This is a genomic window from Burkholderia sp. BCC0322 (genome assembly GCF_902833045.1).
Lineage (GTDB): Bacteria > Pseudomonadota > Gammaproteobacteria > Burkholderiales > Burkholderiaceae > Burkholderia.
Window position 1 is genome coordinate 169,633 of record NZ_CADFDU010000014.1, and the last position, 24,146, is coordinate 193,778.

The following is a 24,146-nucleotide window of genomic DNA, read 5'->3' on the forward strand; positions in this document are numbered from 1 at the left end:
GTTTTGCTACTTTGGTTACTAATTTAGCAAAAATACAATTTTGTGGCGATGGAAATCGTTGTTTGACTAACACCTGTCGTCAAATTGCCATGCAACACGGTGCGCAACCGGTGCGCCGAGGGTTTGCAATTAACGGAAAACCCTTGTCCCGCAAGGCAGACACGAATTTCGCAAACAGGGGTCAAGGATTGCCACTATTGACGTTGCGAGGGCGCGAGCGTAAGCGCCCGACATGAGAAATCGGTAAGTATTTCGTAATGAACGGGCGGCTGCCGGACGCCGCCGGCCGGTGCTTGTCGTGCCCGCTCGGTCACGCGCAACGCGATGCACCGGCGTGCATCGGTCAGGCAGGCTCCGGCCTTACGGCGAGCAACTGCGCGCGAATCCAGCGATGTGCATCGGTGCGCGCATGTTTCGCGTGCGAGTAGACCTTCACGGTGTAGCGCGGGATCTCGAACGGCGCGGGAAAGATGCGGATCGGCGCCGCGTGCCGCAGCGCCTGCGCGGCGCGGTTCGGCACGGTCATCAGCAGCGCGGATTCCGCGATCACGAACGGCGCGGCCAGCACGGTCGGCAACTGCACGGCGACCTGACGCGCGAGGCCGAGCCGGTCGAGCACATGATCGACGACGCCGCGCGACTCGTTCCACGGCGTGACGACCACGTGGCGTGCCGCCAGGTACTGGTCGAGCGTCAGCCGCCGGCGGATGTCCGGATGCGTGGCGCTCGCGATCACGACGTAGTCGTCGGAGAACCAGTCGAAGTCCTCGATGCCGGGTGCGTCGGCCGCCGATTCCTCGTGGTAGCCGAGCGCGAAATCGATGCGGCCGGCCGCGAGCTCGTCGACGGAGATCTTCCGGTCGGAATGGATGACGCGGATCCGCAAGCGTGGTGCCACATGCTGGATGCGGGCGAGGAACGCCGGCAGCACGGCGAATGCCGTGTAGTCGGTCGCCGCGAACACGAACGTGCGGTCGCTGTGCGCGGGATCGAAGCGGCGCGCGCGGGCGAGCCCCTTCGACATCGCGTCGAGCGCGTCGCCGGCCCAGGTCGCGATGTCGTCGGCGCGCACGGTAGGTTGCATCTCGTTGCCGAGGCGGACGAACAGCGCGTCGCCGATCGCGTCGCGCAGCCGTGCAAGCGCGTGGCTCAGCGCGGACGGGCTCAACGCGAGTTCGTGTGCGGCCGCGGCGACGGAGCGGTGACGGTACAGCGCGTCGAACACGAGCAGCAGGTTCAGGTCGAGGCGGCGCAGATCGGGATGCATCATGTTCAGGTCCGGATGAAGAAACTGCACTTCCTGCAGGCGCAGCGCGAACGTAGCATGACGACCTGATTGGCGCCAGCGCGGCTGCGCGGCGCCGTGTTCCGTTTCAAGTCAGGGCCGGAGGAGGGCTCAACCCGTGCAAATCGACATCCGTTCCGCCACCGTCGCCGACGTGCCGCAGATCCTGCGTTTCATCACCGAGCTGGCCATCTACGAGAAGGCGGAACACGAAGTGATCGCGACGCCCGCGTCGCTCGAGCGCAGCCTGTTCGGCGAGGGATCGCCGGCGCGCGCGCTGATGTGCGAGGTCGACGGCGAGCCGGCCGGCTTCGCCGTGTATTTCTTCTCGTATTCGACATGGCTTGCCCGGCAGGGGCTGTATCTCGAGGACCTGTACGTGTCGCCGCGTTTTCGTGGTGCGGGCGCCGGGCTGCGGCTCCTGAAGGCGCTCGCGCGGATCGCGGTCGAGTCGGGCTGCGGGCGTTTCGAGTGGAGCGTGCTCGACTGGAACGAGCCGGCGATCCGCTTCTACGAGAGCGTCGGCGCGGCGCCGCAGAGCGAATGGGTGCGCTACCGGCTCGCGGGCGACGAATTGCGCACGTTCGCCGACAGCACGCCGGTGACCGCGTAAACGCAAAACGGGCGCCGCGCGGCGAACCGCGGGCGCCCGCTCGTGCGGCGTGCGTTACTTGAGGCTGCCCGACAGGAACCCGCGCAGGCGTTCGCTCTTCGGGTTGGCGAACACCTCGGACGGCACGCCTTCTTCCTCGACGCGGCCCTGGTGCAGGAACATCACGTGGTTCGACACGTTACGTGCGAAGCCCATCTCGTGCGTGACGACGATCATCGTGCGGCCTTCCTCGGCCAGCTTCTGCATCACCTTCAGCACTTCGCCCACCAGCTCCGGGTCGAGCGCCGACGTCGGCTCGTCGAACAGCATCACGTCCGGATGCATCGCCAGCGCGCGGGCAATCGCCACGCGCTGCTGCTGGCCGCCCGACAGGTGCGACGGATACTGCTTCTCGACGCGCGGCGCGAGGCCGACTTTCTCGAGATACGCGCGAGCGCGCTCCTCGGCTTCCTTCTTCGGGATGCCGAGCACGTTCACGGGCGCTTCCATCACGTTCTCGATCACGTTCATGTGCGACCAGAGATTGAAGTGCTGGAACACCATCGACAGCTTGGTGCGCACGCGCTGCAGCTGCTTCGGATCGGCCGCGCGCAGCGCGCCCGTCTTGTCGAGCGCGGTGCGCACTTCCTCGCCGTCGACGAAGATGCGGCCCGCGTTCGGCTGTTCGAGGAAGTTGATGCAGCGGAGCATCGTGCTCTTGCCGGAGCCGGACGAGCCGATCACGCTGATCACGTCGCCCGAGTTCGCCTTCAGCGACACGCCCTTGAGCACCTCGTTGTCGCCGTACCGCTTGTGCAGATCGTCGACGAAAAGCTTCTGAGTCTGGGAATTCATCAATAGTCCTGCGAAAACTTACTTGCCTTGCGGGCGCAGATACGCGAGCCAGCGGCGCTCGGCCTGGCGGAACAGCCACACGAGCGTGAACGAGATCACGAGATAGAGCAGGGCGGCGATGCCGAACGCATGGAACGACATGTAGGTCGCCGAGTTGACGTCGCGGGCGATCTTCAGGATGTCCGGCACGGTCGCGGTGAAGGCGACGGTGGTCGCGTGCAGCATCAGGATCACTTCGTTGCTGTACAGCGGCAGCGCGCGGCGCAGCGCCGACGGCAGGATCACGCGGCGATACATCGTGAACGTCGACATCCCGTACGCACGCGCGGCTTCGATCTCGCCGTAGGACGTCGCCTTGATCGCGCCCGCGAAGATCTCGGTGGTGTACGCGCAGGTGTTCAGCGTGAACGCGAGCAGCGTGCAGTGCATCCCGTCGCGGAAGAACGCGTCGAGCATCGGCGTGCCGCGCACGGCCTGCAGGCTATAGAGGCCCGTGTAGCAGAGCAGCAGCTGCACGTAGAGCGGCGTGCCGCGGAACACGTACGTGTAGAGCCACACGGCGCCCGACAGCCACTTCTTCTTCGACACGCGCGCGACCGCGAGCGGCACCGACAGGCAGAAGCCGAGGCCGATCGACACGACCAGCAACCACAGCGTGATCGCGACACCGGTGATGCGATAGCCGTCGGTGTAGAGATAGTTGCGCCAGTATTCTTGGATGAGTTCGATCATAGGTCAGCCTTGCGGACGCCGGTCGAGTAACGCTTTTCGAGCCACATCAGCACGAAGTTCGAGATCGTCGTGATCGCGAGGTAGACGGCACCCGCGATCAGCGTGAAGAAGAAGAACCGCAGCGTGCCCTTGCCGGCATCCTGCGACGCCTTCACGACGTCGGCGAGCCCGATGATCGACACGAGCGCGGTCGACTTCACGAGCACCTGCCAGTTGTTGCCGATGCCCGGCAGCGCGAAGCGCATCATCTGCGGGAACATGATCCGCGTGAACACCTGCCAGCTCGTCATCCCGTACGCGCTGCCGGCCTCGAGCTGGCCGCGCGGCACCGACAGGAACGCGCCGCGGAACGTCTCGGTGAAGTACGCGCCGTAGATGAAGCCGAGCACGAGCACGCCGGCGAGGAACGGGTCGATGTCGATCTGGTCCCAGCCGAGTGCGTCGGTCGCCATGTTCAGCCAGATCTGCAGGCTGTAGAACAGCAGCAGCATCAGCACGAGGTCGGGCACGCCGCGGATCAGCGTCGTGTAGACGGTGCCGACGCCGTTCGTGAACCGGTTGCGCGACAGCTTCGCGCCCGCGCCGAGCAGGCCCAGCAGGAACGACAGCGCAAGCGAAAGCACCGCCAGCTTGACGGTTTGCCAGGTGCCAGCGAGGATCAGCGGGCCGTAACCTTGTAGAAACATATGTGGTCCCTGGTGTGGTCCCTTAGGGCGCACGCGGTGCGCCGCGAAAGACGCGTCCGCCAAGCTGCGCGGAACGCCCCGTACGTATCATGACCGTCCGCCCCGGCAACGGTGCCGGGCCTGTCCGTCGCGCGAGCGGCGGGCGAGGGGGCGGGCGGCGCGTGGTTGACTGCCTGTACTGCGCGGATGCGGGGCCGCCCCCGCATCCGTTGCCGCTTCTTTTCGTCGCTCAGCGGGCCGAAGCCGAATAGACGCTGAACGCGAAATACTTGTGCGACAGCCGGTCGTACGTGCCGTCCTTGTGCATGTCGGCCAGCGCCTTGTTGATCTTGAGCTTCAGGTCCGTATCTTCCTTGCGCAGGCCGATCGCGGTGCCGTCGCCGATCGTCTTCGGATCCTTCACTTCCGGCCCGGCGAACGCGAAGCCCTTGCCGCGCGGCGTGCGCAGGAAGCCGTAGTCGGCCTGCAACTCGTCCTGCAGCGTCGCGTCGAGACGGCCCGAGCCGAGATCGGCATAGACCTGGTCCTGGTTCTGGTAAGGAATGATCGTCACGCCCTGCGGCTCCCAGTACGCCTTCGCGTAGGTTTCCTGCGTCGAGCCCTGCTCGACGCCCACGCGCTTGCCCTTCAGCGACGCGATCGTCGGCAGCAGCGGCGAGCCGGTCTTCGCGATCATCCGCGCCGGCGCGTCGTATACCTTGTCGGAGAAGTCGATCTGTTCGCGGCGCTTGTCCGTGACGGTCAGCGACGACACGATGACGTCGTACTTCTTCGCCTTCAGCGCCGGGATGATCCCGTCGAGATCCTGCGCCACCCACACGCATTTCACGTTGATGCGCTTGCAGATTTCCTTGGTGAGATCGACGTCGAAGCCGACGATCTCACCGCTCGGCGCGGTCGACTCGAACGGCGGGTAGCTGGCGTCGACGCCGATCCGCACGGTCTTCCACTCCTTCGCGAAGGCGCTGCCCGCCACGAGGGCGAGGGCGGCGCACAGGGCGGCCTTCTTCATTTCCATCCTTTTGTTGCTGACTTTCCGGGAGCGCTCGCGGCCGGTTGGACCGGGCGTCGCGACGTATTCTAGACGGCCAAAAATCGCCGATCGGCGCTCTGGCAATGGCGGCCGCCGCAACGGCGAACGCCAAAAGGCCGGTATTTTACCCGAACGCGATACCCGGAAACCGGCGATCCGGGCGGACCGATCGATTCTTCGACACATTGATCCGGCTGTTGCGATAATCGTCGCATTCGCAATGAGCATTGCATCGATTGCAACCGCGGGTGCAACGATGCGGTGCGCAAGCGGCGGATTGTGGCGCGATTGGCACACTCATACAGTGACGGCATACCCGAACCGAGCATCTCACGGAGTGTCCGTCCCATGTTCCAGATCCGCCGCGCCGCCGACCGCGACCAGCGCAGCCATGGCTGGCACGAATTCCTTCACAGCTTTCCTCTCTCGTCCGGCCGGAGCGGGCCGTCGGCGTTTGGCGCGTTGCGTGAACTGAACGAGGAATGCATCGCACCGACCCGCGGCTACGGGATGCGGCCGTACCGCAATGCGGAAATCGTCACCTGCGTGCTCGGCGGCGCGCTCGCGCATCGCGACAGCCTCGGCAACGGGGCGATCGTTCGCGCGGGCGGCGTGCAGCGCGTGAGCGCCGGCACCGGCGTCATGCTGAGCGAAACCAACGCATCGCGTGACGAGCCGTTGCGCCTGCTGCGGATCTGGCTTGCGCCGGCCGGGGCGGGCGGTCGTCCCGGCTACGCGCAGACGCGCTTTGTCGACGACGAGAAACGCGGGCGGCTGCGGCTGGTGGCGGCGCCGGACGGTGGCGATGGTGCGCTGTCGATCGGGGCGGACGTACGCATCTTCGCGGGGCTGATCGACGGCGATGAGGCGGCGGCGTTCGACGTGCCGGCCGGGCGCCGCGCATACGTGCACGTGGTGCGCGGCGACCTCGAGGTGAATGGCCGCGCGCTGGCCGCGGGCGACGGCGCGCGGATCGGCGACGTGGACGCGGTGTCGTTCGCGCGCGGCCGGGCGGCCGAGGTGCTGCTGCTCGACGTGGCCTGAAACGCAAGAAGGGGACGCGGGCCGGTGCCCGCGTCCCCTTCGATACCGCTCCGGGGAGCGGCCCGCCGGCTTACTGCGCCGGCGCCGACGCGGCGTTGGCCGCGCGATGCTGCTCCCAGCGCGCCTTCATCTTCTCGTGGCGCTGTTCCATCTTCGCGAACTGCTGTTTGAGCGCCGTGCTGACCATCGTCTTCTGCGGGTCGTTCAGCCCGTTGTAGAACGTGAGCCACGCGGCGGACGTCTGCTCGCGCAGTTGCGCGTTCTGCGACTCGGCCTGCTGGCGTGCCGAGTGCATCGCGCTCAGGTCGAGGATCGGCTGGTTCTGCTGCGCCTTGAACTGGTCGCGCATCTGCTCGTGGGTCTTGCGCATCGCTTCACGATTCTGCTTCATCGTGTTGACGGCCGCCTGCCATTGCTGTTCCTGCGACGCATTGAGCTTCAGCTGGTCGTGCAGTTTCATGATGGCGCCGAACGGGCCGCCTTCGTGGCCGCCGTGCATCTGGTGGGCGCCGGGGCCGCCCGGAGGCGGCATGTCGTCGGGCTGCGCGGCGTGCGCGGTGCCGAATGCGAGAGCGAGCACGGTGGCGGCCGCGATGGCCACGCGGGAAGTCTTCTTATACATTTCAGAAACTCCTTGTATCCAAAGGGTCCGGCGATGCGGTGCCGGGAACGCCGAGTACCGCATCCGGTAAGACGCAGGTTAGCGATGCAGGCCGCTGCCGGTGTTACGTGGGGCGGTGGCCGGGTTACCGCGCATTACAGTTGCCTTGCGCGGTAACCCGCAGTAACCCTTTCGTCCCTTTGTTTCGTTCTTCGACTCCGCCCTCGCGCGGTAAACTTCGAGCCATGACTACCCAGATCCTCATCGTCGACGACGACCAAGAACTCCGAGACCTGCTGCGCGACTACCTCGTGCGCCAGGGGATGGAAGTGTCCGTGCTGCACGACGCGGCGACGCTCGAGAAGCGCCTCGAGCGAGAGCGGCCCGACCTGATCGTGCTGGACCTGATGATGCCGGGCGTCGACGGCCTGACCGCGCTGCGCCAGTTGCGCGCGGCCGGCGACGACATCCCCGTGATCATGCTGACCGCCCGCGCGGACGACGTCGACCGCATCGTCGGGCTCGAGCTCGGCGCGGACGACTACCTCGGCAAGCCGTTCAACCCGCGCGAACTGCTCGCGCGCGTGCAGGCCGTGCTGCGCCGCCGCCGCGCGACGCCGTCGGCGGCGGCTCCTGAACAGCGCGAGCCGTTCGCATTCGGCCGCTTCGTGCTCGACTTCCAGGCGCGCACGCTGTCGGTCGACGGCAAGCCGGCCACGCTGTCGAGCAGTGAATTCGCGCTGCTGAAGATCTTCGTGAACCATGCGCTGCGCACGCTGACGCGCGAGCGGTTGCTCGAGCTCCTGCACGGGCCCGAGTACGACGGTACCGACCGCGGCATCGACGTCCAGGTGTGGCGCCTGCGCCGCATCCTCGAAACGGATCCGTCGACGCCGCGCTTCATCCAGACGGTCCGCGGGCGTGGCTACGTGTTCGTGCCCGACGGCGAGGCCCATGCGCAAACCCATTGATTCGCTGTTCGGGCGGCTGGCGCTACTCGTCGTCGGTGTCCTGCTCCTGTCGCACTTCGCGTGGTTTTTCGCGATGCGGCTCGAGCGCAGCCAGATGCAGACGCGTTACGCGGTCGAAGAGGCCGCGTTCCTGGTCGACGCGGTGCGCCAGCACGTCGAGCGCACGCCCGACCAGCCGCTGCCTTCGCGTGTGCGGCTCGTGGCGCCGGACAGCACCGACGTGCCGAATGGCGACCCGTCGAACCTGCCGGCGCCGCTCAAGCGGTTCCGCGACGACGTGAGTGAACGGATGCCGCCCGGCACGCGCGTCGAGATCGGCGCGCCCGGCCATCCGCCGGTGCTGTGGGTGAAGGAGCCGACCGACCGCAACTGGATCGTGGTGCCGGTTCAGCCGCTGCGGCCGCCACGCTCGCTCGACCGGATGCTGTTGTGGCTCGGCACGATCTTCTCGGCCGGCGTGATCGCCGCGCTGTTCGCCGCCTGGCAGCTGCAGCAGCCGCTGCGTTCGCTGGCGCGTGCGGTCGCGCGCTTCGGCCGCGGCCAGCCGGTGCCGCCGCTGCGCGAGCGCGGCCCGCGCGAGCTGCGCCAGCTCACGCATGGCTTCAACCAGATGGTGGAACAGGTGTCGCAGGCCGAGAGCGACCGTGCGGTGATGCTGGCGGGCGTCGCGCACGACCTGCGCACGCCGCTTGCGCGGATGCGCCTGCGGGCGGAAATGATGGAAGACGTCCGGTTGCGCGACGGCGTCGTGCGGGACGTCGATTCGATGTCGCACATCGTGGATCAATTCCTCGTGTTTGCGCACGGCGGGTCCGATCGCAGCGAGCCGGTGCCGGTCGATCAGACGTGCGAGCGGATCGCGCGCAGCTATCGTGCGGTCGCGCCGAATGCGCCGACGGTCCAGACCCGGCTCGACGCCGATCCGGGCTTCCGGCTGCCGACGGCGACGCTCGACCGGATCCTGTCGAACCTGCTGGACAACGCCCATGCATACGGTGCGCCGCCCGTGCTCATCGAGACGGCGCGCACGCCGACCGGCTACGTGTTGTCGGTCAGCGACAGCGGCGGCGGGATCGCGCCGCGCGACCTCGCGGCGGCCACGCGGCCGTTCGTGCGGCTCGACCCCGCGCGCGGCGGCAACGGCCACAGCGGGCTCGGGCTCGCGATCGTCGAGCGGCTCGTCCTCAGGCTGGGCGGGGCGTGCGACATCGGCAACCGCCCCGAAGGCGGCCTGCGCGTCGCGATGACGTTCCCGTTCGAGGTCGTGCCGAAGGACGAACGCCACGCACAGGCCGCATGAGCGGCTGCGGCGCCAGCCCGGCCGGGCCGGCGCCGCGCGGCATCATTCGCCGAACAGCGTACCGAGCGTCTCGGCCGCGTTGCTGTCGATGGTGTTGTAGGTCACGCTGGTGGCCTCGAAGATGTAGACGGTCGTATACCGGCCGAGGCGTTCCAGGATTTCCTCCTGCAGCGATTCAGGCACGATGTTCATGTTCAGGTACCACGCCGTGGACGACAATCGCGTCTGGAACGACCCGTACTCCTGCATCAATTCGTAGAACGCGTCGGCATCCTGATCGCGGCAGACGATCACCAAGTTTCCTGCCATTCCCTTTCCTCCCGCTCGTCGATTGATTCCCGGGGCCTGTTGACATCGGGCACGCGCATGCATTGCCTCCGTACCGTGCGTAACAGACCCCACGGGCCAGCCCTGATCATACCCGCTTAGTCGTATCCGGCTGGTGACGCCCGACATGGTTTGCGCGCGCGTGCGGATGGCGGGTTCACGGGCGGGCCGGATCACGGCATAATTCGTGCCTGCATGCCGGCCGAAAGACTGCGGCCGGGCTGCTCGACCCGCGCACCCGCCATCCGCCCACGCGCCCGCCAGGCACGATCCGTGCACCGCGTGCGCCGTTCCCGGACGGTTGTACCTGAAATACAGGTTGGTGTAGTGTCGTGCCGTCGCAGGCCGACTTGTCCGGGGCGCGGCAGCGCATGCACGCACGCACGGCGCTCTGCGCTCGCGCGATCGTCAGTCAATCGAATTACCGCACCCGTGCGCTTTGCCATGAATCAACATCGACTGCCGGCTTCGTTCGGCCTTACCGGGGAGAGCGCCTGATGGACGTCGGATTCTTCAATCCGAACCGGACCGCCAACGCGTCCGCGTGGCGCGTCCTGCCGAACCGGTGGGATTTCATCGCGTTTCCGCTGATCATCTGCCTGCTCGCGATGGCGATCGTCGGTTTCCACGAAACGATGGCGCCGATCGGCACCCTGCAGACGCAGAAGATCTCGCTCGACCCGTCGAACCTGCCTGAATACGCGTTGCGCACCACGCTGCGGATGCTCGCCGCGATGGTTGCGTCGCTTGCGTTCACGCTGATCTACGGCACGCTCGCCGCGAAAAGCCGGCGTGCCGGCATGGTGCTGATCCCGATCCTCGACATCCTGCAGTCGGTGCCGGTGCTCGGTTTCATCTCGTTCACGGTCACGTTCTTCCTCGCGCTGTTCCCGAGCCGCGTGCTCGGCGCCGAGCTCGCGGCGATCTTCGCGATCTTCACGAGCCAGGCGTGGAACATGACGTTCAGCTTCTACCAGTCGCTGCGCACGGTGCCGCGCGATCTGGACGAAGTGTCGCGCGGCTTTCACCTGACGTCGTGGCAGCGCTTCTGGAAGCTCGAAGTGCCGTTCTCGATGCCGGGCCTGATCTGGAACATGATGATGTCGATGTCGGGCGGCTGGTTCTTCGTCGTCGCGTCGGAGGCCATCACCGTCGGCAACCAGACCATCACGCTGCCGGGCATCGGCGCGTATCTCGCGCAGGCGATCTCGGACAAGAACCTCGGTGCGATCGGCTGGGTGATCCTCACGATGACCGTCGTGATCCTCGCGTACGACCAGCTCCTGTTCCGCCCGCTCATCGCGTGGGCCGACAAGTTCCGGATGGAAAACACCGCGTCGGGCGATGCACCGCAGTCCTGGCTGCTCGACCTCGTGCGCCGCACACGGCTGATTCATCAGCTGCTTGTGCCGGCCGGCTGGTTCTTCGCGAAGGCCGCGCGGATTCCGCTGCGCCTGCCGCTGTCGGGTGCGATGCGTTTCTCGCTGCCGAAAGTCGAGAAGAAGGCGTCGCGCACGGTCGACATTGCGTGGGCGGGACTCCTACTGATCGGCACGGCGTATATCGTGTGGCGCGTCATCAGCTTCGTGTCGACCGGGGTGACGATGAGCGACGTCGGCCATGTGATCGTGCTCGGGCTCATCACGCTGCTGCGCGTGGTCGTGCTGATCGCGATCGCGTCGGTGATCTGGGTGCCGATCGGTGTGTGGATCGGGCTGCGCCCGAAGCTCGCCGAAAAGCTGCAGCCGCTCGCGCAGTTCCTCGCGGCGTTCCCGGCGAACCTGCTGTTTCCGGTGTTCGTGATCGTGATCGCGCGCTTCCACCTGAACCCCGACATCTGGCTGTCGCCGCTGATCGTGCTCGGCACCCAGTGGTATATCCTGTTCAACGTGATTGCCGGCGCGACGTCCTACCCGAACGACTATCGCGAAGCGGCGACGAACTTCCGCATCCGTGGCTGGCAGTGGTGGCGGCAGGCGATCCTGCCCGGCATCTTCCCGTACTACGTGACCGGCGCGATCACCGCATCGGGCGGTGCCTGGAACGCGAGCATCGTGTCGGAGGCCGTGCAGTGGGGCAATACCAAGATCGAGGCGCACGGCCTCGGCGCCTATATCGCGCAGACCACCGCGGCCGGCGATTTTCCGAAGATCATCCTGGGCATCGCCGTGATGTCCCTGTTCGTTACCCTGTTCAACCGCCTGCTGTGGCGTCCGCTGTATGCTTTCGCCGAAGCGAAGCTGCGGCTCGACTGAGACCGATTGAGAGCGAAACGCGATGCACAATCCGAATGCTGTAAACGCCCCCGTCCAGACGAACCAACCGCCGCGCCTCGGTGAGGAAATCCTGCGCGTCGATCACGTCTGTCGCGGCTTCAACAAGACGCAGGGCGAGCTGCTCGTGCTCGACGATGCGAACCTGTCGCTGCGCGAAGGCGAGATCGTCGGGCTGCTCGGCCGTTCCGGCTCGGGCAAGTCGACGCTGCTGCGTATCATCGCCGGGCTGATCGAGCCGACCGGCGGCGAGGTGACCTACCTCGGCCAGCCGCTGCGCGGCCCGGCCGAAGGCGTCGCGATGGTGTTCCAGACCTTCGCGCTGTTCCCGTGGCTCACCGTGCTGCAGAACGTGGAAGCCGGCCTCGAAGCGCTCGGCGTCGGCGCACGCGAGCGGCGCGAGCGTGCGCTTGCCGCGATCGACCTGATCGGTCTCGACGGCTTCGAGAACGCGTACCCGCGCGAGTTGTCGGGCGGCATGCGCCAGCGCGTGGGCTTCGCGCGCGCGCTCGTCGTCGACCCGACGATCCTGCTGATGGACGAGCCGTTCTCCGCGCTCGACGTGCTGACGGCCGAGACGCTGCGTACCGACCTGCTCGATCTGTGGACGCAGGGCCGCATGCCGATCAAGTCGGTGCTGATCGTCACGCACAACATCGAGGAAGCGGTGTTCATGTGCGACCGGATCCTCGTGCTGTCGTCGAACCCGGGCCGCGTGATCGCCGAGATCAAGGTGCCGTTCAAGCATCCGCGCAACCGTCTCGACCCGGCGTTCCGCAAGCTCGTCGACGACATCTACGCGAAGATGACGGCCCGCCAGACCGGCGAGGCGACGAAGAAGGGGCTCGAGCTCGGCAGCTGGCTGCCGCAGGTGTCGACCAACCTGATGGCCGGCCTGATCGAGACGCTCGCGATGGCGCCGTACCACGGCCGCGCAGACATGCCGGAAATCGCGCGCACGCTGCACCTCGAGGTCGACGACCTGTTCCCGATCGCCGAAGTGCTGCAGTACCTCGGTTTCGCGGACGTGCGGGAAGGGGACGTGTTCCTGACGCCGCCGGGGCGCGTGTTCGCGGAATTCGGCACGCAGGAGCGCAAGCTGATGTTCGCGGATCACCTGCTGAAGCATGTGCCGCTCGCCGCGCGGATCAAGAAGGTGCTGAACGAGCGCCCGGGCCATCGTGCGCCGCGCGTGCGCTTCGAGCAGGAGCTGGAGGATTTCCTGTCGGACGGCGCCGCCGAGGAGACGCTCGACGCGGTGATCGACTGGGGCCGTTACGGCGAGATCTTCTCGTACAACGACCAGACCGAGATTTTCAGTCTCGAGGACGTCGAGTCCTGATCGACATGCCGGGCCGTACGGCCCGGCATGTGTGTATGCGCCGCGCACCTTTACTGCAGATTCCCCCACCGGTCGACCGCCGGTTCCGCCGACGCCCACTTCCAGTGCGTGCCTTGCTGGCACGCATTCGCGAAATACCAGTCGGCCTTGTCGCCGTCCTTCACCGAGAACGCGAATTCCTTGCACATCGCGAGCGCCGACGCGTATGCGCGCGTGACGCGCACTTCGCCTTCGCCGTTTTCGAGCGGCAGCGTGTTCTTCACCTTCCACGGCTTCACATCGCCGACGGCCAGGCTGCCGGCCACCTTCGCGATCGCGTCCTGCTGGTTCTGATGGAACTGCTTCATCGTGCGGTTGACGGCTTCGTCGGTCGCCGCCTGCACGGCAATCCCGACGCCGACGCCGACCGCCGGGTTCGCGGTGACGAGGCCCGTCGCCGCGCCGGCGAGCGCGCCGCTCGCCGCGCCGACCGACCCGCAGCCCGACAGCGTGGCCGTCGCCGCGCACAGCGCGCCGATGGCCGCGATACGAAGCGTGACGCTCATTGCAGCGCGCCCCAGCGTTCGGTCGCCGGTTCGGCCGATGCCCACTTCCACACGGGGCCGTCGCGGCAGATCGTGGCGACGTAGAACGCCGATTGCGCGGCCTTGTCGCCCTTGGCGGGCGTGTCGACCGCGAACACGATTTCCTTGCAGTCGAGCGGGCCGACGCTGATCATCCGGCTGACCGTCACGCGACCTTGCTCGTCGTCCTCGATCGGGAACGCGTGGTGCGTCGACCAAGGCGCGACCCCGCCCACGTCGAGCGGGCCGGCGGCCTTCGCGATCTGATCCTGTGTGTAGCGGTGAGCGACGCGCTGCGTGTACTGGACGCCTGCTCGCGCGCCGGCGACGGCGCCGAGGCCGATGCCCGTCGCGACGGCGGCGTTGCTGGTGACCTTGGAGGCGATCGCGGCGCCCGCGATACCGGCGCCGGCTGTCGCGCCCTCGCTATACAGCGAGTTGCAGCCGGACAGCAGTGCGGCCGTGGCGATCACGGCCAGCACGACGCGCGCCGGCATGGCCCGGCGCGGCGATTCGAAACGATTGTTCATCCCTGAGTGCAAGTCCTGTCTGGGTGAGCGGCGTCGCATGCACGCCGTCATGCCGCGTCATTGTTTCGCAATTGTCATAGGAAAATTGCAAAGCTTTGACAAATCGCCGGACGGCAGGCCGCGCGCGTGCGCGCGGCGCCATTGTCGGACAGATGAATCGAGCGGGGTCGAAACGTTACAAATTGAAGGCAATTGTTACCTTGGCATGCAAGGAAGCGACCTAGACTTTTGAGTCATGGAATGTTTCTACGACGGCCTCGGGCCGCGCCGCACATGAGACACCCAGCCATGCGTCGTTCGAAACGGTTTTCGCCCCGGCCGCCGGATGCAGCGGCAGACCACCCGCGTCCGCGGACCGACGCGCCAGCGGTACCGCCTGCCGGCGCGCCCGGCGAGACGCCGTCCGACGGTGATCACAACCAGGGCGGCGCTCGCCCGGAAGGGCTCGACTATCAGCGGGATCTCGGCCAGGAGCAGGACGCCTGATGTCATTGCCGCCGCACTCGGCCGCTGTCTTTCACACCTGCATTGCTCACGTCTGAATCGCTGCACGGCCGCCTTCGAGGAGCCGTGTCCGCCGTGGCGCGCGTCGCGCGCCAGCCAATCGAATCGAGGAGGGGAAGCCGCATGAGCAGATTGATCGTGGTATCGAACCGTGTCGCCGCCGGCGAGGACACACGCCCGAGCGCGGGTGGCCTGGCGGTCGGCGTGATGGACGCGCTGAAGGAAACGGGCGGCATCTGGTTCGGCTGGAACGGCGAGATCGTCGGCGCGCCCGACGCCGAGCCCGCGATCCAGCGGGACGGCAACGTCACCTATGCGACGGTCGGGCTGACCCGGCGCGACTACGACCAGTACTACCGCGGCTTCTCGAACGCGACGCTGTGGCCGGTGTTCCATTACCGCGGCGATCTCGCGCGCTTCGACCGCCAGGAGTACGCGGGCTATCTTCGAGTGAACGCGATGCTCGCCAAGCAGCTTGCCGCATTGCTGCGCCCCGACGACCTGATCTGGGTGCACGACTATCACCTGTTGCCGTTTGCGCATTGCCTGCGCGAGCTCGGCGTGAAGAACCCGATCGGCTTCTTCCTGCATATTCCGTTTCCGTCGCCCGACATGCTGCGTCTCGTGCCGCCGCACGAGGAACTCGTGAAGTTCATGTGCGCGTACGATGTCGCGGGCTTCCAGACCGAGAACGACAAGCAGGCGTTTACCGACTACATCGAGCGGCGCGGGATCGGCGCGGCGAGCGACGACGGGATGCTGCACGCGCACGGTCGCGTCGTGAAGGTCGCCGCCTATCCGATCGGCGTGCATCCCGACGCGATTGCGCAGGTGGCCGTCCAGTACGGCACGCGCAAGCCGGTGAAGATGCTGCGCGAGGCGCTCGACGGCCGCAAGCTGGTGATGAGCGTCGACCGCCTCGATTACTCGAAGGGGCTGGTCGAGCGCTTCCAGTCGTTCGAGCGGATGCTCGCGAATGCGCCGGGCTGGCAGGGGCGCGTGTCGCTCCTGCAGATCGCGCCGCCGACGCGCTCCGACGTGAAGACCTATCAGGACATTCGCGAAACGCTCGAGGGCGAGGCGGGCCGGATCAACGGCCGCTTTTCGCAGCTCGACTGGACACCGATCCAGTACCTGAACCGCAAGTACGAGCGCAACCTGCTGATGGCGTTCTTCCGGATGTCGCAGGTGGGCTACGTGACGCCGTTGCGCGACGGGATGAATCTCGTCGCGAAGGAGTACGTCGCGTCGCAGGACCCGGCCGATCCGGGCGTGCTCGTGCTGTCGGAGTTCGCGGGCGCGGCAGCGGAGCTGACCGGCGCGCTTCTCGTCAATCCGTACGACCTGTCGCAGATGGCCGAGGCGCTCGAGCGCGCGCTGTCGATGCCGCTCGCGGAGCGGCAGGCGCGCCACGAGGAGAACCTCGCCCGGCTGCGCGTCAACGACCTGTCGGTCTGGCGCGATACGTTCGTTGCCGACTTGCGCAGCGTTGCGGCCGCCGCGTCGGTCACGCGCCGCGCGGGCCGGCGGGTTGCGCATGCGTGATTTCATGCAGGAGCCCGGCGCCGCCGACGACGCGAGCGAAGACGCCGTCCACCGCTTCTTCGTCGTGACCGGTGGCCCGGGTTCGGGCAAGAGCACGTTGCTCGATGCGCTCGAGCACGCCGGTTTCTCGCGCTCGCAGGAAGCGGGCCGCGGCGTGATCCGCGACCAGATGGCGATCGACGGTCAGGCGTTGCCATGGCGCGACCCGGCCGCGTTCGCCGAGCTGATGCTGAGCTGGGAGATGCGCTCGTACGATCTTGCGCGCCGCGTGCGCGGACCCGTGTTCTTCGATCGTGGCGTGCCGGACGTGGTCGGCTACCTGAGACTGACGGGGCTGCCGGTGCCCGCGCATGCGCAAGCCGCGGCCCGCCGTTTCCGCTATCACCCGCGCGTGTTCATCGCGCCGCCGTGGCCGGACGTCTATGCGCAGGACACCGAGCGCCGGCAGGATTTCGCGGAAGCCGTGCGCACCTACGACGCGATGGTCGAGTGCTACACGTCATATGACTACCGGCTGATCGAATTGCCGCGCGACAGCGTGCAGGCGCGCGTGCGTTTCGTGATGGACGCGCTCGACGCGGCATGATGCCCGGCTGCGCGCGTGGTGCGTGGCGGCGTCAGGTCGCCGTGTCCGGGCGAGGCGACGTGATGCGCAGCATGCTGACGACCGCGGCCACCGCAGCGAATGCCGCGGCGACATAGAGCGCAGTCGTCGGCCCGCGATCGGGCGCGAGCCCGAAAATCAATGCGACGAGCGCGGCGCCAAGCGTCTGCCCGGTCAGCCGCGCGGTGCTCAGCATGCCGCCCGCGCCGCCGCTGCGCTCGCGCGGCGCCGACGACAGCATCGCGCGGTTGTTCGGCGACTGGAACAACCCGAAGCCCGCACCGCACAGCGCCATCCGCCAGACAATATCGACGGTGCCCGGGTGCGCGCCGATCGTCGCGAGCGACAACAGCCCGGCCGCGAACAGCGCGAGCCCGATCCCGCCAAGGATGCCAGCCGAATAGCGATCCGACAGCACGCCCGCGAGCGGCGCGGCGAACACGATCACGAGCGGCCACGGCGTCATGTAGAGGCCCGTCTCGACCTGCGAGAAGCCGAGCGAATTCTGCAGCCAGAACGGCAGCGCGACGAACGCGAGCATCTGCGACGTGAACGACGCCGTCGACGTATAGACCGACAGCGCGAACATCGGGATGCGCATCAGGTCGACCGGCAGCAGCGGCGCCGGCTGCGACAGCTGGCGCTTCACGAAGAAGTAGCCGACGACGAACGCGACGGCCAGCTCGGCCGCGACGTACGCATGGCCTTCGCCGTGGCCGAGCCCGTCCACGGCCGTGATCAGCAGCCCGAACACGCACGCGTTCATCAGCGCGCTCGGGAAATCGTACGGCGCATCGTGCAGCGGGTTCGCCGGAAGCGCGCGCAGGCTGCCGAGTACCGCGGCGATACCGATCGGCACGTTGACCGCGAACAGCCACGGCCACGATGCGAACGACAGGATCGCGGACGCGACCGTCGGCCCGATTGCCGACGACAACGCCACCACCATCGCGTTGATCGACAGCCCGCGCCCGAGCATCGACGACGGGTAGATCATCCGCACGAGCGCCGCGTTGACGCTCATGATGCCGGCCGCGCCGAAGCCCTGGATCACGCGCATCACGGCCAGCATCGGCAGTGAGCCCGCGAGCGCGCAGCCGAGCGACGCCGCGCTGAACAGCGCAAGCCCCGCGATGTAGATGCGGCGATATCCGATGCGCTCGCCAAGCGATGCGAGCGGCAGCAGCGTGATCGTGACCGCGAGCTGGTACGCATTTACGATCCAGATCGACGCGGCGTCGGATGCGTGCAGGTCGTGTGCGATCGTCGGCAGCGCGACGTTCGCGATGGCGCCGTCGAGCACGGCGAGCGTGATGCCCAGTGCGACGCAGACGATCGCCCAGTAGCGTTGCGGAAGCGGCAGGCCGGTATCGGCGTTCATGGCGGGGCAGATGCGTGGTTGTCCGCGCGCCCGGTTGCCGGTTGCGTGCGCAACCATGCGAAAAGGGTGGAGGTGGCGATGAGCGGCCCGGCCGGCGCAACGGCGCTGGAGCGGGGCCGGTCGAGTGTATCACCGGGCCGCATGGCGCGACGCCGGCACTCAGCCTTCGAAGTCGAGGCCGCCGAGCCGCACGAGCGGGTCGGCCTGTGTGCGCGACAGGAGATCGATGTCGCGCGCGCCCTGCCACGCGTCCAGCTTTTTCGGCAGCGCGGCCAGATAATGCTCGAAGCGTTGCGGACCGTCCGGCTCCATCAGCCGCTCGATTTCGTCGGTGTCCCAGGTCAACTCGAGGTTCAGCGGATGCTCGAAGCCGCTGACATGCTCGTGCGGCGCGCTGCGGATCTGCACGCACGTCGGGTGCCCGTGGCCGCCATACGGGACGACGTCGGTCAGCACGTGATCGGCGAAGAAGGCCGCGATCGCCTGTGCGATGCGCGGGGCGAATTCGGTATCGAAACGGCGGGCGGTTTCGGGCTGCATGACGGCGTCTCCTGTATGCCGAAAATCGTAGCACGGCGCCGGCGCATTTCGATGTGCGTGATACCGGTAATCGCGCGTTACCACTTGCTGCATCTATTACGGCCGCAAGCCGCCACAATGCATCGCATCCAGTACCACTTCGCGTGGGAGTCCATCATGAAAAAAATTGCCGCAGTGTGTGTCCTCGCCGGTTCGCTTGCCGTGGCAGGTCCGGCGTCCGCGCATGGTCGCGACGGTGGCGCCGTCATCGGCGCCTTGATCGGCGGCGCGGTGCTGGGCGCGATCGTGACGTCCGCGATGAATCCGCCCGTTGCATATCAGGCGCCCGCGTACCAGGCACCGGCCTATCAGCCGCCGACGTACTACCAGGCCCCCGCGTACCAGCAGCCTGCGTATCCGACCTACCAGCAGGCGCAGTACCAGGACGACGGCCCGAACTATTGCTACGATCGCTACCAGCGCGCGTATGTGTGCGGCGCGCCCGTAGCGGGCGGCTACGCGCAGCCGGCCGGCTGGTAAGCAGGCGGCCGCGCGAAGCGCGAACGGTTGGTGCCACCGCCGTTCCCTTCGTCGCACCGGACGACAAAAGGCCCTCGCTTCATGCGAGGGCCTTCGTTTTTTGCGCGGCCGTGCGTTCGTCTGCCTGACGCGTCGGTCATCCTGACGCGCGGAGTGCGGATACAAACGGTTGCAAATGCATGGGTCAGTGGCGATGGCCGCCGCCTCCGCCGCCATCGTTCCAGTCGCCGCGGTGTCCGCCGCCGTGCCCCCAGCCGTTGCCGCGGTTGCCACGATCGCCGTCCCAGCGATGGTAATCGCGCCGGCCACGATCCCAGTCGCGTCCGCCGCCACCGCCCCAGATATTGACCGTGCCGTACACCGGCGACGGGGCGTACGCGTAGCCCGGCGCGGAATAGTAGGGCTGCCCGTAGCCGTATCCGGCATCCGGGGCGACGACGCAGCCGGCCAGCAGGGTGGCGGCGCCTGCGGCAACAATTAGCTTCAGCATGATGTTCTCCATGGGTTCCCCTATAAGTACCGCGCAAGGGGATTGCCAGCTGTTTGCAATTGTGTCGTCAAATTACAGTGCCGTAAGGTGTTGCGGCGAAAGTGTTAGCATCCGGGGCTCATTTGTTTTTCAGGAGTCCATCGATGAAATTCGCGATCCGGGCCGTGCTGGCCGCCTTCTGCGTGACGACTGCCGCCGCCTGCGTGGCCGGGCCTGCGTCGGCGCCCGCCGTGCCGGCCGAGTCGATCAAGATGTTTCCGCAGGCAGCGGCCGGCCAGCAGCGCGTCGTGATTGCGCTGCCCGCACTCGAGAACGAAGGCGATGCGCGCGTGGAGCTGATGATCGGCAAGATGCTGCAGACCGACTGCAACCAGCAGTGGTTCGGCGGCGAGCTGACCGCCGAGGACGTGAAGGGTTGGGGCTATACGTACTACCAGCTCACCGACGTGAAAGGGCCGGCATCGACGCTGATGGCTTGCCCGGGCCAGGCGCCGCAGCAACGGTTCGTGCAGGTGCGCGGTGACGGCCAGCTGCTGCGCTACAACAGCCGCCTGCCGCTCGTCGTTTATGTGCCGGATGGCTTCGAGGTGCGCTATCGCGTGTGGCATGCGTCGAAGGACGTGCAGCACGCGGCAAAGCAGTAACGTTACGGCGCGGCCGCGACGTCCTGCCGTTACGCGCCGCCCGTACCGACGAGCGCTGGCCACGCGGCCAGCGCGGCTTGCGCGACGGCCTCCAGATCGCGACGGCTTGCGCCGTCGCGCGCCTGAATCGACATCCCCTGCTGGACCGTCACGTAGTACCGCGCGATCGCGTCGAGGTTAGCTTGCGCCGCGATTTCGCCGGTCGCGACACCTTGGCTGAGGCGCTCGCGCAGATTCTCCACCGTGCGCTCGCGCATCGCGATCAGCGTTTGCCGAACCGTATCGGAACGTTCGGCCGGGTGTAGCGCTGAGAGCACGACCAGGCAGCCGGTCGGCTTCGACCGCCGCGTGAACACGCGCGCGGTATCCATCAGGTAGTTCCGCACGGCGTCGTGCGCGCTGCCGGCCTGCTCGACGCCCCCCCAGATTTCCCGTCCTTCCGTGGCACGGTAGTGGTCGAGCGCCTGCCGGAACAACGCTTCCTTGCTGCCGAACGCCGCATACAGGCTCGGCGACGCGATGCCCATCGCGGCCGTCAGGTCGGCCATCGACGCGCCTTCGTAGCCGAGGCGCCAGAACACCTCCATCGCGCGCTCCAGCGCCGCTTCCTTGTCGAAGCTTCTCGGTCGGCCCCGTTCAGCCATTGCGTCCGTTCCTTCATCGATATCTGTACTGATCGATAAATTAAATCAATTGACTGTGCTGCGCAACTTGCCACATTCTGTGTCGATCGTTACATAAACTGGGAAAGGAACCGACATGAACCGACTTCAGGGCAAGCGTGCACTCATCACTGGCGGCAGCCGGGGCATCGGTGCGGCAATCGCGAAACGGCTGGCGGCCGATGGCGCGGACGTCGCGATTACCTACGAGAAATCGGCCGAGCGGGCGCAGGCCGTCGTCGCCGGTATCGAGGCGCTGGGCCGCCGCGCCGTCGCGATCCAGGCCGACAGTGCCGATCCGGTTGCCGTGCGCGATGCGGTCGATCGTGCCGCGGAGGCGTTCGGCGGTCTCGACATTCTCGTCAACAACGCGGGGATTTTCCGGGCCGGCGGGCTAGCGGATCTCACACTCGACGATATTGATGCGACGCTGAACGTGAACGTGCGCGCGGTGATCGTCGCGTCGCAGGCGGCGGCGCGGCATCTCGGGGAGGGCGGGCGCATCGTGTCGACCGGCAGCTGCCTCGCCACGCGCGTGCCCGATGCAGGGATGAGCCTCTATGCGGCGAGCAAGGCCGCGCTGATCGGCTGGACGCAGGGGCTTGCGCGCGATCTGGGTCCGCGCGGCATCACGGTCAATATCGTGCATCCGGGGTCGACGGATACCGACATGAACCCGGCCGATGGCGAGCATGCCAGTGCGCAGCGTTCGCGGATGGCGATCCCGCAGTACGGCAAGGCCGATGACGTGGTGGCGCTCGTCGCGTTCGTGGTCGGGCCGGAAGGGCGATCGATCAACGGGACCGGGTTGACGATCGATGGTGGTGCGAACGCGTGAATGCGGACACCCGGCGTGATTTTTCGACCGGGTGGTGTTGCGTTCGTTATCGGCAGCCGAGCCGGTGATGCTCTGTTTCGAGATCGGCGCGCTTGTCGTAAGCGCGCAGCTCGTTGCGCGGCTTGCCGTCCCGGCCCATCCCGCGCACGACCTTCTGGCCTCGGTCGGGGGCGTGCGTGACGGCGTCGATGCCGGCGGCCAGTTCACGGCAGCGTGAATTGGGGGAGGACGTTTCCGCGTGCGGTGCTGCTGCGTTCGTGATGTTGGCGATGCCAGGGCTGACATAGCGCTGCTTCGCGGGCGCGGTGAGGGTGTCGGCGGCGTTTGCCGTGCCGGTCATCGCTGAAAGCGCGGCGAGTGCCGCGATCGCTCGAATCATGGCGGGAGTCCGGGTGCTGGAGAAGGTTCGGAATTCTACGCAATGTATGGCGCGAGACAGAAGTGACCGGACGGGGTGCGATCGTGTGTCGCAGGAGACGCCAGGGACTGAATGTTCTGCAATTTGTGCGCGGTGCAGCCAGTCAGCGCACACGCAACAGGGCATGCGGAAAGCAAAAAGCCCGCTTGCTTTCGCAGAGCGGGCTTCGGTATTGGTTGCGGGGGTAGGATTTGAACCTACGACCTTCGGGTTATGAGCCCGACGAGCTGCCAGACTGCTCCACCCCGCGGCGCGAAGTGTACTAGGGCTGATGTGGGGAGTCAATTGATTGGTGATTTGCGTCGAATGAATCTGCGCTTCACCTTCACCAAGCGTGACGATCTGGGGTGCAGGTTGGCTGCTGTGGCTTCCCGATCTGCTTCGACGTCGGGCGCTTTCGTCGCCGTCGTTGCGGTGCTTGATCGTGGGGAAGTGGATTACGCCAGGATGGCTGGTCCCCACAAGGCTTTGCGGCCGATTCCGGCGTTCTTCTTCAAATCTCCAACTCGTTTTGCACTGAGCGGACAGGTACCGACCGGCCGTAACGACCGTGAAGCCGGATGGGGCGCGGTTCTCCGAGATTCAAGAGGCGTCGACAACGTGTTTTCGAGAGGGGCGTCCACGATGCGCCTCGGTCGGGCATTGTTGCGCCGGCCGCAAGTGTTAAGGCGGCCGGAAAGTTGGGGACCCTGCGTCTAGGACAAAAGACGCGGGGGCTCACACCTGAGTCTCTTCTCTATCCCCGACACGCCAAGGGGGGGCATATTCATACGGAAATGCAGGGAGCCGGCAGTGCGGTGGCAACTCTGAAAAATCGGTGGGAGATGCGCGGGAAGGGGGGCATACCCATGTCGCATTGACAGAGCGCCGCCTGTCCGCTGCCGTGACGGAATCTCGCTATCATCCCGTTACAGAAATCGGACTCTAACCCCGGAGAATCCGCGAGCCGCCGAAGCTACCGTCGTCTGCCTCGGCGAGAACCTGCTGCGGGATCATTTGGGAGCTAACGACACTATGAGCGAATCACAAGACATCGAGAGCGCTGGATCAGGGCCTTCATCAGGTGCGATCACGCTCGCTATCGCTACTTTCATCGGATTGTGGATTCCGTGGCTCGGCTTTGCATACTGGTATGTCGAGGTCGGCGGATTTCATAGTGGGATTTTTACAACCGGCACGACGGGCTTTCTGTTGTTTACCGCTGCCACGTGGGTCGTGACCCCCCTCTTCACATTGATTTACGTCGTTTATGCGATGCGCTCAGCGCTTCGCAATACATACGACCAAGTAATGTTCGCCGTTGAGTGTCTGATTCTTCTTGGAATGTGGGCGGTTGCCGCATCTCCATTCGTCGGCCGCTAGGTTGAAACGTGCGGCACTGCGGCTCACGCTAGAATGAGAGAGGCTCGCCTCCAGTGTTGCAGCAAGGGGAGGCAGGCAAGCCATCGACGGGTTAGCGCGCTGACGCGATATGAATGGCCGCCGCTCCGGCCTTCAAGCGATCGAGATGATCGCCCCATGCCTGCATTATTCGCCTGCGCTCCGGCAGATATTCGGCGTGAATGTAGGCGGCCGTTACCTGATTGCGTTCGGCGTGCGCAATCTGGCGGAGCCTATCCGAACTTTTGTGTGCGAGGCATAAACTGACGGCCAAGGAGCCACGCTATGCCACGCAAACGTAAGGAAGAAGCGACTGTAGAACCGGGCAACGGCTTGAACCTGCCCCCGGTTTTAGTCCGAACTGCAGTTAGAGTCCGAGGTTAAAATGAACGGTCCCGGTTTTCAGTGCCAAAGGCAATGTTAGTCTTCGGCGTTCTGTTGGTCCGTCAGTTGGGCCTGCAGGCCCAACTGACGGACGTATTCGGCA

Annotated in this window: 27 protein-coding genes, 1 tRNA gene and 1 pseudogene; 13 read left to right on the forward strand and 16 right to left on the reverse strand. The window is 66.4% G+C overall.

Annotated features, from left to right (window positions below; all coding sequences use genetic code 11):
• Nucleotides 1–343 precede the first annotated feature (343 nt).
• Nucleotides 344–1,270: a LysR family transcriptional regulator gene (locus tag HWX39_RS29890; RefSeq protein WP_175971291.1), complete on the reverse strand. Its 927-nt coding sequence runs from the start codon at nucleotides 1,268–1,270 to the stop codon at nucleotides 344–346.
• A 133-nt stretch (nucleotides 1,271–1,403) separates the two neighbouring features.
• On the opposite strand from HWX39_RS29890, the gene HWX39_RS29895 reads away from it, so the two are divergent.
• Complete coding sequence (locus HWX39_RS29895; protein ID WP_175971292.1) at nucleotides 1,404–1,898, forward strand: GNAT family N-acetyltransferase; 495 nt, start codon at nucleotides 1,404–1,406, stop codon at nucleotides 1,896–1,898.
• A 54-nt stretch (nucleotides 1,899–1,952) separates the two neighbouring features.
• Here the strand turns inward: HWX39_RS29895 and HWX39_RS29900 are convergent, their stop codons facing one another.
• The 4 genes from HWX39_RS29900 to HWX39_RS29915 all read right to left on the reverse strand — a co-directional run bounded on the left by HWX39_RS29900 (nucleotide 1,953) and on the right by HWX39_RS29915 (nucleotide 5,162).
• The gene (locus HWX39_RS29900; RefSeq protein ID WP_175951038.1) at nucleotides 1,953–2,732 is read right to left on the reverse strand and encodes an ABC transporter ATP-binding protein; all 780 of its coding nucleotides are present in this window, start codon (nucleotides 2,730–2,732) and stop codon (nucleotides 1,953–1,955) included.
• 18 nt (nucleotides 2,733–2,750) lie between these two features.
• A complete protein-coding gene (locus HWX39_RS29905; RefSeq protein WP_069257301.1) occupies nucleotides 2,751–3,464 on the reverse strand; it encodes an ABC transporter permease in 714 nt (237 codons plus the stop codon).
• Nucleotides 3,461–4,150 carry a histidine ABC transporter permease HisQ gene (gene hisQ, locus HWX39_RS29910; RefSeq protein ID WP_027786761.1) on the reverse strand — a complete coding sequence of 230 codons (690 nt, stop codon included), beginning with the start codon at nucleotides 4,148–4,150 and terminating at the stop codon, nucleotides 3,461–3,463. Before hisQ ends, HWX39_RS29905 begins: the two co-directional genes overlap by 4 nt.
• A gap of 229 nt (nucleotides 4,151–4,379) precedes the next feature.
• The gene (locus HWX39_RS29915; RefSeq protein ID WP_175951039.1) at nucleotides 4,380–5,162 is read right to left on the reverse strand and encodes an ABC transporter substrate-binding protein; all 783 of its coding nucleotides are present in this window, start codon (nucleotides 5,160–5,162) and stop codon (nucleotides 4,380–4,382) included.
• A gap of 369 nt (nucleotides 5,163–5,531) precedes the next feature.
• Here HWX39_RS29915 and HWX39_RS29920 point away from each other — a divergent pair, with 369 nt between their 5' ends.
• Entirely contained in the window at nucleotides 5,532–6,227 is a 696-nt protein-coding gene (locus HWX39_RS29920; protein ID WP_175971293.1) for a pirin family protein, read from the forward strand.
• A 70-nt stretch (nucleotides 6,228–6,297) separates the two neighbouring features.
• On the opposite strand, the gene HWX39_RS29925 is transcribed toward HWX39_RS29920, so the two are convergent.
• Entirely contained in the window at nucleotides 6,298–6,849 is a 552-nt protein-coding gene (locus HWX39_RS29925) for a periplasmic heavy metal sensor (RefSeq protein ID WP_175971294.1), read from the reverse strand.
• 224 nt (nucleotides 6,850–7,073) lie between these two features.
• Here HWX39_RS29925 and HWX39_RS29930 point away from each other — a divergent pair, with 224 nt between their 5' ends.
• Together HWX39_RS29930 and HWX39_RS29935 are read left to right on the forward strand one after the other, a co-directional pair.
• Nucleotides 7,074–7,799 (forward strand): response regulator, encoded by a 726-nt coding sequence (locus HWX39_RS29930; protein WP_009693256.1) that lies wholly within the window; start codon nucleotides 7,074–7,076, stop codon nucleotides 7,797–7,799.
• Nucleotides 7,783–9,099, forward strand: a complete 1,317-nt coding sequence (locus HWX39_RS29935; RefSeq protein WP_175971295.1) for an ATP-binding protein — start codon at nucleotides 7,783–7,785, stop codon at nucleotides 9,097–9,099. Before HWX39_RS29930 ends, HWX39_RS29935 begins: the two co-directional genes overlap by 17 nt.
• A 42-nt stretch (nucleotides 9,100–9,141) precedes the next feature.
• On the opposite strand, the gene HWX39_RS29940 is transcribed toward HWX39_RS29935, so the two are convergent.
• Nucleotides 9,142–9,408: a hypothetical protein gene (locus HWX39_RS29940; RefSeq protein ID WP_014896379.1), complete on the reverse strand. Its 267-nt coding sequence runs from the start codon at nucleotides 9,406–9,408 to the stop codon at nucleotides 9,142–9,144.
• A gap of 515 nt (nucleotides 9,409–9,923) precedes the next feature.
• On the opposite strand from HWX39_RS29940, the gene HWX39_RS29945 reads away from it, so the two are divergent.
• Together HWX39_RS29945 and HWX39_RS29950 are read left to right on the forward strand one after the other, a co-directional pair.
• On the forward strand, nucleotides 9,924–11,681 hold the full coding sequence (locus HWX39_RS29945; protein WP_175971296.1) for an ABC transporter permease subunit: 1,758 nt from the start codon (nucleotides 9,924–9,926) through the stop codon (nucleotides 11,679–11,681).
• Nucleotides 11,682–11,703: 22 nt separating this feature from the next.
• Nucleotides 11,704–13,041: a nitrate/sulfonate/bicarbonate ABC transporter ATP-binding protein gene (locus HWX39_RS29950; protein WP_011352844.1), complete on the forward strand. Its 1,338-nt coding sequence runs from the start codon at nucleotides 11,704–11,706 to the stop codon at nucleotides 13,039–13,041.
• Nucleotides 13,042–13,091: 50 nt separating this feature from the next.
• Here the strand turns inward: HWX39_RS29950 and HWX39_RS29955 are convergent, their stop codons facing one another.
• Both HWX39_RS29955 and HWX39_RS29960 read right to left on the reverse strand, forming a co-directional pair.
• On the reverse strand, nucleotides 13,092–13,586 hold the full coding sequence (locus HWX39_RS29955; RefSeq protein WP_175971297.1) for a hypothetical protein: 495 nt from the start codon (nucleotides 13,584–13,586) through the stop codon (nucleotides 13,092–13,094).
• Nucleotides 13,583–14,134: a hypothetical protein gene (locus tag HWX39_RS29960; protein ID WP_175971298.1), complete on the reverse strand. Its 552-nt coding sequence runs from the start codon at nucleotides 14,132–14,134 to the stop codon at nucleotides 13,583–13,585. The genes HWX39_RS29955 and HWX39_RS29960 overlap by 4 nt, the downstream gene beginning before the upstream one ends.
• A 288-nt stretch (nucleotides 14,135–14,422) precedes the next feature.
• Between HWX39_RS29960 and HWX39_RS36460 the strand changes: the two genes are divergently transcribed.
• The 3 genes from HWX39_RS36460 to HWX39_RS29970 all read left to right on the forward strand — a co-directional run bounded on the left by HWX39_RS36460 (nucleotide 14,423) and on the right by HWX39_RS29970 (nucleotide 16,769).
• Nucleotides 14,423–14,620: a hypothetical protein gene (locus HWX39_RS36460; protein WP_244135124.1), complete on the forward strand. Its 198-nt coding sequence runs from the start codon at nucleotides 14,423–14,425 to the stop codon at nucleotides 14,618–14,620.
• Between the two features lie 141 nt (nucleotides 14,621–14,761).
• Nucleotides 14,762–16,183: an alpha,alpha-trehalose-phosphate synthase (UDP-forming) gene (otsA, locus tag HWX39_RS29965; protein ID WP_175971299.1), complete on the forward strand. Its 1,422-nt coding sequence runs from the start codon at nucleotides 14,762–14,764 to the stop codon at nucleotides 16,181–16,183.
• Complete coding sequence (locus HWX39_RS29970) at nucleotides 16,176–16,769, forward strand: AAA family ATPase (protein WP_175971300.1); 594 nt, start codon at nucleotides 16,176–16,178, stop codon at nucleotides 16,767–16,769. Before otsA ends, HWX39_RS29970 begins: the two co-directional genes overlap by 8 nt.
• 31 nt (nucleotides 16,770–16,800) lie before the next feature.
• Here the strand turns inward: HWX39_RS29970 and HWX39_RS29975 are convergent, their stop codons facing one another.
• Together HWX39_RS29975 and HWX39_RS29980 are read right to left on the reverse strand one after the other, a co-directional pair.
• Nucleotides 16,801–18,168, reverse strand: a complete 1,368-nt coding sequence (locus tag HWX39_RS29975; protein WP_175971301.1) for an MFS transporter — start codon at nucleotides 18,166–18,168, stop codon at nucleotides 16,801–16,803.
• A 159-nt stretch (nucleotides 18,169–18,327) separates the two neighbouring features.
• Nucleotides 18,328–18,708, reverse strand: a complete 381-nt coding sequence (locus tag HWX39_RS29980; RefSeq protein ID WP_175971302.1) for a DUF5594 family protein — start codon at nucleotides 18,706–18,708, stop codon at nucleotides 18,328–18,330.
• 117 nt (nucleotides 18,709–18,825) lie between these two features.
• Between HWX39_RS29980 and HWX39_RS29985 the strand changes: the two genes are divergently transcribed.
• On the forward strand, nucleotides 18,826–19,227 hold the full coding sequence (locus HWX39_RS29985; RefSeq protein ID WP_175971303.1) for a hypothetical protein: 402 nt from the start codon (nucleotides 18,826–18,828) through the stop codon (nucleotides 19,225–19,227).
• A gap of 184 nt (nucleotides 19,228–19,411) precedes the next feature.
• Here HWX39_RS29985 and HWX39_RS29990 read toward each other — a convergent pair whose 3' ends face one another.
• Nucleotides 19,412–19,717, reverse strand: a complete 306-nt coding sequence (locus tag HWX39_RS29990; protein WP_175971313.1) for a hypothetical protein — start codon at nucleotides 19,715–19,717, stop codon at nucleotides 19,412–19,414.
• 143 nt (nucleotides 19,718–19,860) lie between these two features.
• Between HWX39_RS29990 and eco the strand changes: the two genes are divergently transcribed.
• Nucleotides 19,861–20,361, forward strand: coding sequence for a serine protease inhibitor ecotin (eco, locus tag HWX39_RS29995; protein WP_175971304.1), 501 nt, complete (start codon nucleotides 19,861–19,863; stop codon nucleotides 20,359–20,361).
• A gap of 29 nt (nucleotides 20,362–20,390) precedes the next feature.
• Here the strand turns inward: eco and HWX39_RS30000 are convergent, their stop codons facing one another.
• Complete coding sequence (locus tag HWX39_RS30000; RefSeq protein WP_175971305.1) at nucleotides 20,391–21,005, reverse strand: TetR/AcrR family transcriptional regulator; 615 nt, start codon at nucleotides 21,003–21,005, stop codon at nucleotides 20,391–20,393.
• 115 nt (nucleotides 21,006–21,120) lie between these two features.
• Here HWX39_RS30000 and HWX39_RS30005 point away from each other — a divergent pair, with 115 nt between their 5' ends.
• Nucleotides 21,121–21,861 carry an SDR family NAD(P)-dependent oxidoreductase gene (locus HWX39_RS30005; RefSeq protein ID WP_175971306.1) on the forward strand — a complete coding sequence of 247 codons (741 nt, stop codon included), beginning with the start codon at nucleotides 21,121–21,123 and terminating at the stop codon, nucleotides 21,859–21,861.
• Nucleotides 21,862–21,907: 46 nt separating this feature from the next.
• Here the strand turns inward: HWX39_RS30005 and HWX39_RS30010 are convergent, their stop codons facing one another.
• Both HWX39_RS30010 and HWX39_RS30015 read right to left on the reverse strand, forming a co-directional pair.
• On the reverse strand, nucleotides 21,908–22,240 hold the full coding sequence (locus tag HWX39_RS30010; RefSeq protein ID WP_175971307.1) for a hypothetical protein: 333 nt from the start codon (nucleotides 22,238–22,240) through the stop codon (nucleotides 21,908–21,910).
• 212 nt (nucleotides 22,241–22,452) lie between these two features.
• Nucleotides 22,453–22,529 (reverse strand) — tRNA-Met (locus HWX39_RS30015).
• A 764-nt stretch (nucleotides 22,530–23,293) separates the two neighbouring features.
• Between HWX39_RS30015 and HWX39_RS30020 the strand changes: the two genes are divergently transcribed.
• Nucleotides 23,294–23,641 carry a hypothetical protein gene (locus HWX39_RS30020; RefSeq protein WP_175971308.1) on the forward strand — a complete coding sequence of 116 codons (348 nt, stop codon included), beginning with the start codon at nucleotides 23,294–23,296 and terminating at the stop codon, nucleotides 23,639–23,641.
• A gap of 91 nt (nucleotides 23,642–23,732) precedes the next feature.
• Here the strand turns inward: HWX39_RS30020 and HWX39_RS36465 are convergent.
• A pseudogene (locus tag HWX39_RS36465) lies at nucleotides 23,733–23,888 on the reverse strand (integrase); the annotation flags it as partial.
• Nucleotides 23,889–24,146 lie beyond the last annotated feature (258 nt).